Source organism: Psychrobacter sp. CLB018 (assembly GCF_041222815.1).
Taxonomy (GTDB): Bacteria; Pseudomonadota; Gammaproteobacteria; order Pseudomonadales; family Moraxellaceae; genus Psychrobacter; species Psychrobacter faecalis.
In genome coordinates this window covers 1,484,815-1,499,162 of record NZ_CP166085.1, presented here as the reverse complement: position 1 = coordinate 1,499,162, position 14,348 = coordinate 1,484,815, and the positions used below count along the sequence as shown (strand labels likewise).

The window sequence follows — 14,348 nt, the reverse complement described above, 5'->3', positions numbered from 1 at the left end:
AATTAGCGCCTAAATTCATGCTCATCTGTTTTTTTAGCAATAAACTGTACCACCGCACTCAAACCTTGATGGCGCTTACCTTCAGAAATCATGCGCTGCTTTTCGATACCCGTTATTTCTTCTAACTGTGCCAGCTCAGCACGCAAAACTGCTAACGAACCAAAGCGCTCTTCTTGTGTTGCAGGAGGTCCGCCGACAGCGTCCATGCTTAGCTGCTGCTCGGTATAAGCCTCTAAGATAAACATGCCCTCTGGCTTGAGCGCTGGTGCAATCTGCCCATGAACGTGCTGGCGTATGGCTGGCGGCAGATGCGCCCAGATAGCAACGATACTGTCCCACTGTGCTTGACCAAACTCATAGTCAGCTAAATCAGCAACTTGAGTGATGATATCAACGCCTCTATCTTGCGCCAGCTTTAAAGCTTTATTTAATCCTACGTTAGACATATCCATGGCGGTCACTTGGTAACCTTGTTCTGCTAAAAAAACTGCATTCCTGCCTTCGCCTTCAGCCAGACACAAAACTTTGCCACCTAGCGGTATTTTTTGAAAATTTTCTTTTAAAAAATCATTGGGTTCTGTACCAAAAACATACTCTGCTCTGTTGTAGCGCTCGTTCCACATGGTTTTTTCCTTTTTATTGCATTGGTTTTTAATTATTGCTTAGGCTATTTATTTTCTATTGATAAAATCTTAGGGTGTAATCTCGTAGCTAGTGTGCTGTTAGTTAAATAAAGATGGTGATAAAAAACAGTTGACTTAACTTGTATATTCGTAATATAACATATAATAATATATTCAATTATTAGAATGTATTGGGTATTGATGTGTTATCCATGGATGGACACATCACCGTCAGATTTAGGGAGGAAGTCACATGATTCATTTTAGCTACACTCTCAAATGCTGGGCATTAGGTATCAGCTACTATGTAGGCTTTTACTTTATCGTCCTCTCAAGCAATCCTGACTTCGCCAAATATCTCTATATTCTGGCTGTCAGCACCCTACTTTTCCCGATTGCCAAACGCGCAGTCGATGTCATCACCGATTTGATCGCGCCGCACAGCATTATCTTTAATGGTCTATTATCATCATTACTCATTAACATTGTAATTTGGGTTTTAACGCCGTTTATCGTCGCCATGACCCTTATCGCCTTGCTGTTTTATGCGATGGGCGTGGTGACAGAAAATATAAGAGCAAAACCCTAAAGCAAATTTTGGCTTTTATTAAGTGCTTTAAACTAACTATAGTAGAATTACTCTAAAATCGTTACAGTGCGACTGGGATGAATTTTTCGTAGCCTCTGTGATAACAGCAAGCAAGGAAAATTTATACCAGTCGCAAAAATCTATAACGTGTCGCTTTTATTTTACACTGACTATATTAAAGTAGAGATAAAATCATATTATCTTTACTTTGAAGGTGGATTTAATGAGTTTACGGCCTTCTTCAGATAAAAACGTTTAGCGCTTACTATTTATAATACCCCACTCTCAACTTCGAAAGTGATTGAAAAAAGAAGAGCACCTCACTAATCTATTGTTTTCGACCAAGAATACAATGGAGTTGTGAGATGCCCATAGACGAATTTATCATCAATATCTATTTAATGGTAGAGCAATATTACAAAATAGTCGTCACCAAACCCTTGCGAAGTGCAGGTTACGCGCCAAAGCTAAGTGATCCTGAGGTTATTTGCATGGAGATGGTCGGTGAATTTTTACACCTTGATCAAGACAAACAAATTTGGCAATACTTTACCCAGCATTGGCAAGACTGGTTTCCAGCCATCGGCTCATACCCTAACTTCGCAAAGCACTGCGCCAATCTGTGGCAAGTCAAACAGCAGATACAAGATAACGTCAGTCAAATTGAAGGCCGTGACAACATTCATTTTATGGATGGCTTTTGGGTACCCGTCTGTCATTATGGACGCGCTTATCGGCATAAGAATTATCAAGACTTAGCGGCTTTTAGCTACTGTGCAACTAAGCAAGAGAGGTACTATGGCTTTGAAGGCCATTTGCTTGTTAATTTATCGGGCATGATTAAAGGCTTTACCTTTGCTCCTGCCAATGTTGATGAAAGAGCAGTTGCTGCAGAAATCACCACTCATATTCATGGGCTACTTGGCGCTGATAAAGGGTATATCAGCCCTAGTCTGACATCGTACTACGACGCTCAAGGCGTGGATTTACAAACGCCACTCAGAGCTAATATGAAAGAGGATAGACCCAAACCTGTGGTAAGGCGGCTAATGAAAGCCCGCCGTATCGTTGAAACAGTCATTGGTCAGTTATCAGAACGATTTAATATACAAAAGGTACGAGCAAGAGATTTATGGCATTTGTCTCATCGATTGATTCGTAAAATCCTGTCACATAATCTGTGCTTTGTACTCAACAAAAAACTTGGTAACCCGCCTCTTCAGTTTGATTTGCTTATTTCAAGTTGAGAGTGGGGTATTTATAATATAAAGTTTTTTATTTTATTATGCGTGATGTAATAAATATTCATTGTTAATCCCTACCTAAAAGGCTTATGCTATAAGGTCAACCATATAGACTTACCAATGCAAGGCTACTACTGTCATGTTAACAAATGACGGTATCTTTGCGTCTTAATCAGGGCTTTTTATTGAAAGGATTTATTGCATGACAACTGCTACTCGCCAAGAACATGACCTACTCGGCTATCGTGACGTGCCCGCTGATGCTTACTATGGTATCCAAACCTTACGTGCTTTTGAAAACTTCACTGTCAGTGGAGTGCGCTTAAACCAGTTTTCGACCTTTATTCGTGCTTTTGCCACCGTTAAAAAAGCAGCAGCAATTGCCAATAATAAAGTAGGCGTACTCAATGACACCGTTAAAGACGCTATCGCGGCGGCGTGCGATGATTTAATTGCTGATAAATATCATGATCAGTTTATCGTTGATATGTTCCAAGGCGGTGCAGGTACGTCGACCAATATGAACGCCAACGAAGTGATTGCTAACCGTGCTTTAGAAATCCTAGGCTACGAGAAAGGTGACTATCAGCACGTGCATCCAAATAACGATGTCAACTTGTCACAATCAACCAACGACGCCTACCCTACAGCGATGAATGTGGCGTTAGATGAATACTGTGTCCATCTATTAAGTAAAATGGATATCTTGTATAACAGCCTTAAGAAAAAAAGCGCGGAGCTTGCCGATCAATTAAAAATGGGTCGCACGCATTTGCAAGACGCTGTGCCTATGACCGCGGGTCAAGAGTTCAACGCCTTTGCAACCATGATCAAAAAAGAGATGGATCGTATCGAATCTACTCGTGCGCTGTTTCATGAAATCAATATGGGCGGCACAGCAATTGGTACGGGCTTGAATGCACCAGCGGGCTATTCTGAGGAAGTTGCCAAAACCTTGTCTGATTTGACTGGCAGACCTTATTATATTGCTGAAGATTTGATTGAAGCGACACAAGACACCAGTGCTTATGTGGCTTTGTCTGGCAATTTGCGTCTTTTTGCTGCGCGTTTATCTAAGATTGCCCATGACTTACGTTTGCAGTCTTCGGGTCCGCGTGCAGGTTTAGCGCAATATCGCTTGCCTGAAATGCAGCCTGGTAGCTCCATCATGCCGGGTAAAGTAAATCCTGTGATCCCAGAAGTGGTGAACCAAGCTTGCTTCCATGTCATGGGTATTGATCATACCATTGCTATGGCATCAGAAAACGGTCAGCTACAGCTCAATGTCTTTGAGCCCGTCATTGCCTTTAACTTGTTTACCGGTATGAGCATGCTGGCCAATATTTGTGAGATGTTTGCCACGCGCTGTATCGATGGTCTGATGATGAACAACGAGGCGTGTAGTGTCGAGGTATTCAATAATATCGGACTGGTCACCGCGCTAAATCCGCACCTTGGTTATGACGCCTCTTCTTTTGTTGCGAGAAGAGCTCAAGAGACTGGTGGCAGTGTTTACGACATCGTATTAGAAGAAAAACTAATGGATAAAGAGACGCTAGATGATATCTTGTCTCCTGCCAATATGGTGTATCCAAAGGTTAGAGCATTGCTATAGTTTATCTATGGTTAAACAAAAAGGCTGGGTTAGCGATTGCTAATCCAGCCTTTTTTATTGTTTATCATTAGATATGGAAATTATTGTAGGGTGCGCCAAGCGCACCGATAAGAAGTAAATTACATGGAAATGGTGCGCTAGGCGCACCCTACTCACTAGCTATCTAGGATAACTGGATTTTCGGTAAAATTCCTAGTTACTAACTCACTTTCTCCCACATTTTATTTAGACGCTTCGGTGATACCGCCATGCGGGTTTTCATCGGCTGCGCGAATAGCTGAATGCGATACTCCTCAACCATCCAGCGATACTCACTAATGGCTTTATCATTAGCACGATTTGCCAGCCGCTCCATATGCTCATCAAGAGCGTAGACACCATCAAGATCCGCTTCAAGATTATGCTCAAGGCGCTCAAGACGAATCTCTAATGCTTCCAAATAACGTGGATACTGCTGCCAATGGCTATAATCCATGCGATAAACAAAATCAGCCAATTGCAAATCCTCTAGCTGGTCTTCGATATCTTCGATAGACTCGCCAAATATTTCTCTATCAAGCATGAGTAAGCTCTGACGGATACGCTGCCAACGCGTATAGACATTTTTAAGCGTTTTTATGACATCTTGACCCGTTAATAGGAAGTTACCAGCGACGACTTCTAAGGTTTTCTCAAACTCCTCTGGCGTAAAAGGCAATTCTTCCGCAAGAGCTACGGCAGTATCATCAGCGCTTTCAGGTAAATCGGCAGTATGATCGAATAGCACATAGTGCTCCTCAAGCGCAGCATCCAATGCCGCATCGATAACGATGGTTTTTAGCTTCTCCATATCACCAAGTGGCGCAAAAGCCAATTTAAATATCTTATCGATTTGACTGGTGAGCTGCTTTTTCTTCGCACCAAGCTTAGCTTTTATTAAAGTCAAAACTCCGACACGGTGTGCCTGCAACGCTGCATTGACATCGGTATATTGGTGAATCGATACCGCCTCGCCCGACGCGTCTGCGACCAAGGCAGCAAACTGCTTCATCACCACGCCTGCACTATGATGGTTTTTGCTAAAGGCAAAATACTCAGGAAACTCCGTATGCGTACCTTGTTGCTCATTCACCGCCTGGCGGGTTTCACTAGCATGGCGAATTTGTAGCGTTTGTAGGTCGCGACCTTTTTCGATAATGCGGTTTTTGTCATCGACCACGCAGATTTGCGGCTGTAAATAGCGATCGATGCTAGCAGGATTAAAACTCGCAGGCGTCACCGACATAATGCCGCGACGATTTAAAGCTTGGCACAGCTGCTTTAATAAACCTTGACCACCAGCAGGCTGCAATTCATCAAACAAGCTATCGGCAGTATCAGGAATGGGGACGATTTGACGGCGGATATCCTTGGGCAATGACTTGAGCAGTTGCAATACCAGCTCATAGCGCCAACCGAGCACACCCCACAATAGCTCAATCGCATCAAGCTGCGGTAGCGCTACCAGTGGCACACGAATGGTCACGCCATCATCATCGCTTGACGGATCAAAGACATAACGCAGCGGTAATTTTAAATCACCCAGTTTCCACACTTCTGGAAAATCGCCTGTCGTTGGCGCTTGGCTATTAAGCACGTCATCATCGGTAAAGAATAGATACTTAGTATCAGTTTTTTCCACCTCGGCACGCCAATCTTCAAACGTTTTGCGGCTGGCAATATGCTCAGGGATTTTTTTATCATAAAACTGATACAGTGCTTCTTCATCAACCAATAAATCACGGCGACGCAATTTATCTTCAATGCGTTCAATATCAGCGATTTTATCCATATTATGCTGTAAAAATGGCGCTTGCCGACCTAAATTACCGGTCACCAAACCATCACGGATAAAGATTTCTCGCGACTCAGCTAAGTTGACTTGTTCATAGTTGGTCAGCTGTTTACTGATAATAATCAGCCCAAATAAGCTAATCTGCGCGTAAGCTTTAACACGTCCCGTCTTTTTCGACCAATGCGGCTCAAAGTAGTGATATTTTAACAAGTCGCCTGCCGCTGAGATAATCCATTCAGGCTCAATCTTAGCAACGGTACGCATAAACACTTGCGAGGTTTCCACCACTTCAAAGGCCATAACCCAAGGCGGTACTTGTTTAAACACCGTACTGGCTGGGAAAATCTTGGCTTTTTGCTGGCGCGCGGCTAAGTATTCACCACGATTTTCAGTTTTATGCGCAATCGTAGATAACAGACCCGTTAATAATGCACGATGTAAATTGGCATATTTAACGGCTTTGAGTTCTTCATCTTCAATCGCGGTAGGGTCGCTCGTCACATTCTCTAAAGAAGCTTTTTTATTGCTACCTTTATTAGTGGTTTTTGCCTCCTTAACATCGGTCAGTTTTAGCTCAGTGACCATTTGTACCAGCTGACGATGGGTTTGATTCCACTCGCGCACACGCGGGAAGCTCAAATAGTTTTTCTTGGTAAAATTCTTACGCTGATTACCAGACAATTTGTTGCCGTCTTCGTCTTTTTCAAACAAGGCTTTCCAGAGACTTAAATAGAATAAAAAGTCGGAGTCATCTTGGCGAAATTCTGCATGCTTTTGATCCGCTTGCTGGCGCTTATTTACCGGACGCTCGCGCGGGTCTTGGACGGCAAGCGCCGCAACAACGATGAGCATCTCACGGATACAATCAAAATCGCTACCGGCAACTAGCATACGTGCCAGCCTTGGGTCGATGGGCATACGTGCCATTTTTTGCCCAGTCGGTGTCAGAACCAGATGGTCGAGACCTTTTTTGGGCTTGTTGGTTTGCTTAGCAGAAGAGGCTTCTTTTTTAGAAGTAATCGCGCCCAATTCATCGAGCAATTTATGCCCATCAGTGACCAAGCGACTATCAGGTGGCTCAATAAAGGCAAAGTCATCGACACTGCCTAAGCGCAGGTTGGCCATTTGCAAAATAACAGAGGCAAGATTGGTACGTAAAATTTCAGGTTCAGTGAACTCTGGACGACCAGTAAAGTCCTCCTCAGAATAAAGACGAATACAAACACCCGGCGCAACACGACCACAGCGACCTTTACGCTGATTGGCCGCAGCTTGTGAGATGGCTTCAATCGGTAAACGCTGTACGCGTGAGCGATACGAATAACGCGAAATCCGCGCAAATCCTAAGTCAATCACATAGCGAATGCCGGGTACGGTCAGCGCCGTCTCGGCAACATTGGTGGCGATAACGATACGCCGGCCGCGACCTGACGGCTGAAAGATTCGCTGCTGCTCTTCATAAGTCTGCCGTGCAAACAAGGGCAATACTTCGGTATGTTTTGGCCCATGACGCTCAAGCACCTCTTGGAGCTCACGAATTTCAGCTTCTGTCGCCGCGAATATTAAAATATCTGCTTGATCGGCATGACCTTTGTTTTGTGCATCGCTAAAACATTCTTCGACGGCAGCAACTACCGCGCGAGGCAGATTCTCTTCAAAGTCATCATAGCTATCATCATCCGAGCTGTTTACTGGCTCATCGGTCAACGGACGATAACGAACTTCCACAGGGTAACTGCGACCTTCGACATTAAAAATCGGCGCAGGCACGTTACGTTTTAGCTTCTTATCATAATGGCTAAAATATTCACTAAAGCGTCTAGTATCAAGGGTCGCTGAGGTAATAATAACTTTTAAATCAGGGCGCTTGGGCAGCAGTTTTTTTAAATAACCCATAATAAAGTCAATATTTAAGCTACGCTCATGCGCTTCATCAATGATGATGGTGTCATATTTACTCAAGAAACGATCATGACCCAATTCAGCCAGTAAGATACCATCGGTCATCAGCTTCACGACAGATTGTGCCGACCCTTGCTCATTAAAACGAATCTTAAAACTGACGGTATTACCGAGCTGCTCGCCCAATTCTTCCGCGATACGGTTTGCTACGCTGCGTGCTGCCAGTCGCCTTGGCTGAGTATGACCTATTTGCCCTGTGATACCGCGACCTGCCAGCATTGCAAGCTTTGGTAATTGCGTCGTCTTACCAGAACCGGTCTCACCTGCCACGATAATCACTTGGTTATCGATAATACCTTGAACCAAGTCATCAGCACGTTGACTCACGGGCAAATCAAGATTGAGTTTTTCTGCCAATTTCTCTGGAATACTATCAATACGCGCTTGCACCGCTTGCTGTGAACGGGTTTTTATTTTGTCATACTGCGCACGTTTTTTGGTTAGCCCGTCCTCTGCTTTATTATCAGAACCCTTCTGATCTCTTTTATTATTAGCCACAGCGGCACGCGCCAGCTCACGCTCTAAACGGCTGAGATAATAGCTATCTTTGGCTAAAACTGGTAAGTCAGTGGCAACCTTCACGTACGAAGATGCGTTATCACTGTTTACCGTGATATTCGAGTCATCATTATTTGGGTTGGCGGCTTTACTTGCTTGATTTTCGTTGGAGCTAAATTCATTAGAGCTTAGGTCGCTGGTTGGGTTTTCAGTAGCAGTTTCTGCGGCATTCTTAGAAGTATTGGGCATATTTACTTAGGCTATTTATTATTTGGAAGTGCTTAGATTATGGGGGTAATTGGGGCGTGATTCAAGATAGTTATAGAAACAGGCTAAAGCAAAAAACTCACTAATTACTGGTATAAATGAGCTGCCTGCTAATCGCAGCTCCCGTAAAAAAGGTATGGAGCTTTTGCAGAGGCAGCATAGGAAAAGGCAGGTGCAACGAAAGTAACAGTCTTTCAAATGCCACCACCTCATCAGCTAATAATTTAGCGACATCAGGCTGAATCTGTGGATTTTCATAAAGACTATCAATTAACCACGTCAGTTGTGGAAAATTGGCATTATTATGAACCTGATAAAGCGTGGTCAATAGCTCATCAGATATCTGGCTACGTGTTTTGCGAATAACGCCGTTTTTATAGTACATATTTAAAGCCATATTATCCTAACCTCCTTAAATTCTTGATACTCAGATAACCAACGTACTCTTTATCATCAGTATTCGCAAATTCATTGTTATCGTTAGTAATCGGCTTAATTAACAACCGAACATTTGGAATAAGGTCATTGACGTTATAAATATCGTCGATATCTACCTCAAACTTATCATCAATATGCGAGGCGGCATTAAAAGGCGACTCTTTATCTTTATAAGTAAAGGCTTTATAAAATTCGCTCTGTTTTGCTTGCTTAATAGCGTCCGCTTGAGTAGCAGCAACGATAAGCAGCTTATAATGAAACTCCTCGAAACTGCCGCGCTGATAACCCCCTAGATTGATAAAGAATAACTTTAAATCGTTGGTATTCTCTACATCGTTGGCACTCTCTGTTTGGCTACTTGATTCGACCAATTTAATCGCATAATTATCAACTTTGCTAATCGCTCGATACGAGTCAATGTGCCATTTATTTTTAACCTCAGGCCAGTGCTGATTGATATCGTCTATCAGCTCGCTGACTTGATTGGCCACGCCAAAAAACATATCGTGCTGCTCAATCAAACGACCTTTTGGGCGACCACCAAGTTGTACCATAAACAGTGTTAGCATTTTACCCATTCCATAGCCAATCTCTTCTATAAAGCTTAACGTTAAAGTTCTAGTTATACAGTCATTGAAAATAAAAGGAAATAAAAAACCCGACATTTAAGTAAATATCGGGCTTTAGGGATTATGATGAACTTAATTGCTAGGCTATATTAAGAAAAAATACGCCCACAACCCGACGACTAGGGTAGCAAGAATATTAAGAATAACACCAACACGTATCATCTCGTTTTGCTTAATCAGCCCCGTACCAAAGACAATCGCATTCGGCGGCGTGGCAACCGGTAACATAAAGGCACATGAGGCGCCAATACCGATGACCAAGACGAGCACTTCGTGTGGCAGTCCCATTTGCTCAGCAATAGCAGCAAACACTGGTACTAACAAAGCAGCAGAAGCCGTATTAGAAGCAAACTCCGTCAAGAAGATAATAAATGCCGATACGGCAATCATGACGATAATAAGCGGTGCTGAAGACAGCGCATTGGCAACCGTTTCGCCCAGTACCAAAGACGCACCTGATACTTTCAAAATCGTCGATAGCGCGATACCGCCACCGAACAGCATGAGTACGCCCCAATCGGTATTATCAGACACTTGCTTCCATGACACCAAACCCAAGCTCACTACAGCAGCAGCAGCGGATAAGGCAATTACGGCATCAGTATCCGTGATATCTAATGCAGCGCCGATTTTTTTGGAAAATATCCAACTAAGGGCGGTAATGATAAAGACGATAATCGTCACTATACGCGGTTTATTCCAAGCGATAGGCTCGTCTTCACGCAGTACAATCTTACGGTTTAGATTTGGTTTTAAATACACATACATGGCACCCAATAATAATGGCAAGAGCACCAACATCATCGGTATACCAAACTTCATCCAGTCTACAAACGCAATATCAAGCGCCTTTGCGGCAATAGCGTTTGGCGGCGAACCAACAATCGTACCCAGACCACCAAGACTCGCTGAATAAGCAATACCCAGTAATACAAAAACAAAGGTGCCACGGTCTTTTTCACGGTCAACTTGGGTCAAAATACCGAGTGCTAGTGGCAACATCATCGCCGCGGTCGCAGTATTCGATATCCACATCGACAAAAACGCTGTCACACCAAATATCAAAAATACTGCCGTACTGAGCTTACCGCCTGACATCGATAAAATCTTTAACGCAATTTTTTTATCCAGTTGCTGTACATGTAGTGCTGCAGCTAAAGCAAAACCACCAAAGAATAAATAAATCGTCGGATTGGCAAAGCTTTGTAAGCCAATCTCCGCATCAAACTCTGGAATGCCAATCAACGCACCAACGACGACGACCAAAAGCGCCGTAATCGTAACGTGCACCGCCTCTGTCAGCCACAGCACCCCGATGAAAAACAACATCGCAAGGCCTTTATTGGCATTGATATCAAACGGCAAAACGTTATAGATAATCATACTGATAACCGCCGCAATAGCGACCACTATCAACCCTTTACCTGTACCTTTTGGAAAGGTATCGGTAAATAAATACTCGTTGCCATCATCAGGAAGATGGCTATCTAGTTTTTGCTCTGACATAAAATGTCCTTATTTTCCCCAAAGACAGTGTAAAAAACCTGAAACAAAAGCGTACTTTGGCGATTTACCCTTCATCAATTGGTAACCGCAAAAAATACGCCGTCATCATAGCAGATATATAACAAAAAACTGATTTAAGAGTGCTGCTAATAATTTTGCAATAAATGTGGTTATAGAAAAATTAAGCAGTAATCCTTGTGATGTATGGTTACACATCGTCACTAAACAAGCGTACACCGTGTATGTACAAGCGTACAGTGCTATCTCATACTAAATAAGTTAATTAAAGCTAAAAGCCGATAAATTTACCCATTATATTTTTAAAATTTTTATTGGACTTTATTGGACACTGATAAAAACAAACAGGAGTATGTTATGCCAAATTCAAATAAAACCGATGCGACCACAAAAATGGCACCAAAAGATATCAATCAAGACGGCTTGGATAAAAAAGATCAGCAGCGTACCGACGACTCCGCATTAGATATGATGCAAGGGTTGCATGAACATGAAGATCACGAAGAAAACGATAAGTAGTTTGTATCATTAAGCTTATTTGAATTAGAAAATTAAAATAAAAAGCGCTCATCAAGCAGATGGTCGCTTTTTTTGTCTCGGCTGTCTTTTTTCTGGCAAACGGTCTGACATATAGTTATAGAAAAAAGCTGCACTCAAAACAATGCTAATAGGGACAAATAACGCGCCATAGCCAACTTTGGCATATAAAAACGCCCCGACTGCGCCGCCACCGCAAAAGCAGTACCAAATAATCGCTTGAAAACCCAATGTAGGCTTACTAATACGGCGACCTGCCAGCCAGTTGCCGATGGCAGCGCCCATATCGGAGGTCAGACCGGTCAAATGGGTGGTACGAATAACCGCGCCGCTATAGGTAGCGACCATCGCATTCTGTAAGCCGCACGCCATCGCCGCTGCCAATTGTCCTAAGTAATCATGCTGCTGATATAACCAATAGCTAATCAATAATAGCGCCGCTTCTATATACAGCGCACTGCCGTAACGCCGACCCAGCTTTAATGATCGTTGCCCAATCACAAAACCGCTTAATATTGCCCCAGCCAAAAAAGACAGCAGCAAAGCACCGATATATAAAATACTGCGACCGTCTAAATGGGCAATCGCCGCTGAAAACAAGCTGACATTACCGGTCACATGCGAGACAGATAAATTGGTAAAGCCCATTAATGCGGCGGTATTGACGCAGCCTGCGCTAAATGCCAGTACAGCGCCGCCCCACAATATCCATTTTGGTAATCTGGTTATCATATTCGTTGCCTAATGGCCTAACACCAAAAAGCCCTTATTATAACCAAAAAAGACAGCCAATTGGCCGTCTTCTCTACTGCTTAACTCATATTAACTTTGCTTACAACCATTATTTTGTCTCATCAAGCATCATTAATTGCTCACTGATAGCAACGGTATTAAAACCTGCATCCACAAACATAATCTCACCGGTGATACCAGATGCCCACGGTGATAGTAAAAATAGCGCCGCATTACCGACTTCGGTCTGGGTAATATTACGCTGTAACGGGGCGATTTTTTCACTGATATCGAGCATTTTACGGAACGATTTGATACCGCTTGCCGCAAGGGTACGAATAGGTCCAGCAGAAATCGCGTTGACACGAATACCTTCACCGCCCATCGAGGTAGCAAGATAGCGCACACTGGCCTCTAAACTGGCCTTTGCCATGCCCATGACGTTGTAATTTGGCAACACTGAAATACTGCCTTCATAGGTCAAGGTCAACATAGAACCATGACGCATGGCTAGCAGCGCGCGTGCTTCTTTGGCCAAGGCCACAAAGCTATAGCTTGAGATATCATGAGCAATTTGGCTGCCTTCACGAGTGGTGGCATTGACAAAATCGCCATCTAACTGGTCCATCGGCGCAAAGCCAATCGCGTGGACAACGCCATCAATACCATCGCCCCAATGCGCAGTCACTTGCTCAAAACATGCAGCAATCGACTCATCCGATGCCACGTCACACTCAAGCACCAAGTCCGCTTCAAAGGCTTCGGCGGCCATATCGACGCGTTTTTTAATTTTGTCATTGGGATAAGTCAAAATTAACGACGCGCCTTCACGGTGCAGCGCTTCAGCGATTGCCCAAGCGATAGAAAGTTTGCTTGCGATGCCGGTGACGACAAAGCGTTGTCCTTGTAGTAGCATAATAGTTCCCTGTAAATCGGTTTAAATAAGAGATTATTTTTAATAGCTCGCTCATAAATAGCGAGGAAAAGTACCAATGAAAAGATGACTTATTATACACGAATTGATTTAAGTAAACAGTCGTATACTGTATTTACTTACACGGTATAAACGCTTAATCTCCTTTCATAGTAATAGCTAATATGGATAAAACTATTATCTACTAAGCATAGCAGTATGAAGTTAAGCTGTTTTCAAGTATAATCACAGCCCTCCCAGCTTGCACAATTTTTATAAAAATCCTTTACAACCATTGTTTGTAAACAAGGATTAGCGTTAAGCTACACCCACATTTTGGATGGCTGCCAAACTTATGAGCAATACCCCAACAATAGCAACAGATTTTCAAGAAAGTGTTGAATCCTATCGCCAGCTAATTACTTCAACTGGCGAAGACTTAGAGCGTCCTGGCTTACAAGACACCCCGATACGCGCGGCAAAAGCGTTTGCGCATTTGACGCAAGGCTATCATCAAAGCTTGGAAGAAGTGGTCAATGGCGCGGTATTTCCATCGACCAATCGTGAATTGGTCTTGGTGCAAAACATTGAATTTTATTCATTATGTGAGCATCATATGTTGCCATTTCATGGCGTCGCGCACATCGGCTATCTGCCGAATGGTCAAGTATTAGGGCTATCAAAATTCGCCCGTATCGTTGATATGTTTGCTCGTCGCTTGCAAATTCAAGAGAATTTGAGCGAACAAGTGGCACAAACGATTATGGATGTAACAGGTTGCCGCGGTGTGGCAGTGGTTATGGATGCAGCGCACATGTGCATGATGATGCGCGGCGTTAACAAGCAGCATTCAACCACGCGCAGTACAGCGATGCTTGGTGAGTATGTACACGACAATCAAGCCCGTAATGAGTTTTTAGATGCGGTGCCAAAGCGTAAACCTGCGTTTTAATATCGTTTAAAA

The 14,348-nt window shown here is 43.3% G+C and carries 12 protein-coding genes; 5 read left to right on the top strand and 7 right to left on the bottom strand.

Annotated elements, in window-relative coordinates; translation table 11 throughout:
* Positions 1 to 2: 2 nt before the first annotated feature.
* The gene (locus AB8P72_RS06375; protein ID WP_369958239.1) at positions 3 to 623 is read right to left on the bottom strand and encodes a class I SAM-dependent methyltransferase; all 621 of its coding nucleotides are present in this window, start codon (positions 621 to 623) and stop codon (positions 3 to 5) included.
* A gap of 253 nt (positions 624 to 876) precedes the next feature.
* On the opposite strand from AB8P72_RS06375, the gene AB8P72_RS06370 reads away from it, so the two are divergent.
* From AB8P72_RS06370 to AB8P72_RS06360, 3 genes are all read left to right on the top strand, one after another.
* Positions 877 to 1,212 carry a hypothetical protein gene (locus tag AB8P72_RS06370; protein WP_369958238.1) on the top strand — a complete coding sequence of 112 codons (336 nt, stop codon included), beginning with the start codon at positions 877 to 879 and terminating at the stop codon, positions 1,210 to 1,212.
* Between the two features lie 365 nt (positions 1,213 to 1,577).
* Entirely contained in the window at positions 1,578 to 2,459 is an 882-nt protein-coding gene (locus AB8P72_RS06365) for an IS982 family transposase (protein ID WP_369958237.1), read from the top strand.
* A gap of 199 nt (positions 2,460 to 2,658) precedes the next feature.
* Positions 2,659 to 4,071 (top strand): aspartate ammonia-lyase, encoded by a 1,413-nt coding sequence (locus AB8P72_RS06360; RefSeq protein ID WP_191689912.1) that lies wholly within the window; start codon positions 2,659 to 2,661, stop codon positions 4,069 to 4,071.
* A gap of 199 nt (positions 4,072 to 4,270) precedes the next feature.
* Here the strand turns inward: AB8P72_RS06360 and hrpA are convergent, their stop codons facing one another.
* From hrpA to AB8P72_RS06340, 4 genes are all read right to left on the bottom strand, one after another.
* On the bottom strand, positions 4,271 to 8,428 hold the full coding sequence (hrpA, locus tag AB8P72_RS06355; RefSeq protein WP_369958280.1) for an ATP-dependent RNA helicase HrpA: 4,158 nt from the start codon (positions 8,426 to 8,428) through the stop codon (positions 4,271 to 4,273).
* A gap of 265 nt (positions 8,429 to 8,693) precedes the next feature.
* Positions 8,694 to 9,008, bottom strand: a complete 315-nt coding sequence (locus AB8P72_RS06350; protein WP_369958236.1) for a hypothetical protein — start codon at positions 9,006 to 9,008, stop codon at positions 8,694 to 8,696.
* A 1-nt stretch (position 9,009) separates the two neighbouring features.
* Positions 9,010 to 9,618 carry a DUF1543 domain-containing protein gene (locus AB8P72_RS06345; protein WP_369958235.1) on the bottom strand — a complete coding sequence of 203 codons (609 nt, stop codon included), beginning with the start codon at positions 9,616 to 9,618 and terminating at the stop codon, positions 9,010 to 9,012.
* Between the two features lie 144 nt (positions 9,619 to 9,762).
* Positions 9,763 to 11,184, bottom strand: a complete 1,422-nt coding sequence (locus AB8P72_RS06340) for a DASS family sodium-coupled anion symporter (RefSeq protein WP_068405268.1) — start codon at positions 11,182 to 11,184, stop codon at positions 9,763 to 9,765.
* A 375-nt stretch (positions 11,185 to 11,559) separates the two neighbouring features.
* On the opposite strand from AB8P72_RS06340, the gene AB8P72_RS06335 reads away from it, so the two are divergent.
* Complete coding sequence (locus tag AB8P72_RS06335) at positions 11,560 to 11,721, top strand: hypothetical protein (RefSeq protein ID WP_200662184.1); 162 nt, start codon at positions 11,560 to 11,562, stop codon at positions 11,719 to 11,721.
* Positions 11,722 to 11,772: 51 nt separating this feature from the next.
* Here AB8P72_RS06335 and AB8P72_RS06330 read toward each other — a convergent pair whose 3' ends face one another.
* Together AB8P72_RS06330 and AB8P72_RS06325 are read right to left on the bottom strand one after the other, a co-directional pair.
* Positions 11,773 to 12,471, bottom strand: a complete 699-nt coding sequence (locus AB8P72_RS06330) for a YoaK family protein (protein WP_102077056.1) — start codon at positions 12,469 to 12,471, stop codon at positions 11,773 to 11,775.
* 109 nt (positions 12,472 to 12,580) lie between these two features.
* Positions 12,581 to 13,387 (bottom strand): enoyl-ACP reductase, encoded by an 807-nt coding sequence (locus AB8P72_RS06325; protein ID WP_068405263.1) that lies wholly within the window; start codon positions 13,385 to 13,387, stop codon positions 12,581 to 12,583.
* A 352-nt stretch (positions 13,388 to 13,739) separates the two neighbouring features.
* On the opposite strand from AB8P72_RS06325, the gene folE reads away from it, so the two are divergent.
* A complete protein-coding gene (gene folE, locus AB8P72_RS06320) occupies positions 13,740 to 14,336 on the top strand; it encodes a GTP cyclohydrolase I FolE (RefSeq protein WP_226928923.1) in 597 nt (198 codons plus the stop codon).
* Positions 14,337 to 14,348 lie beyond the last annotated feature (12 nt).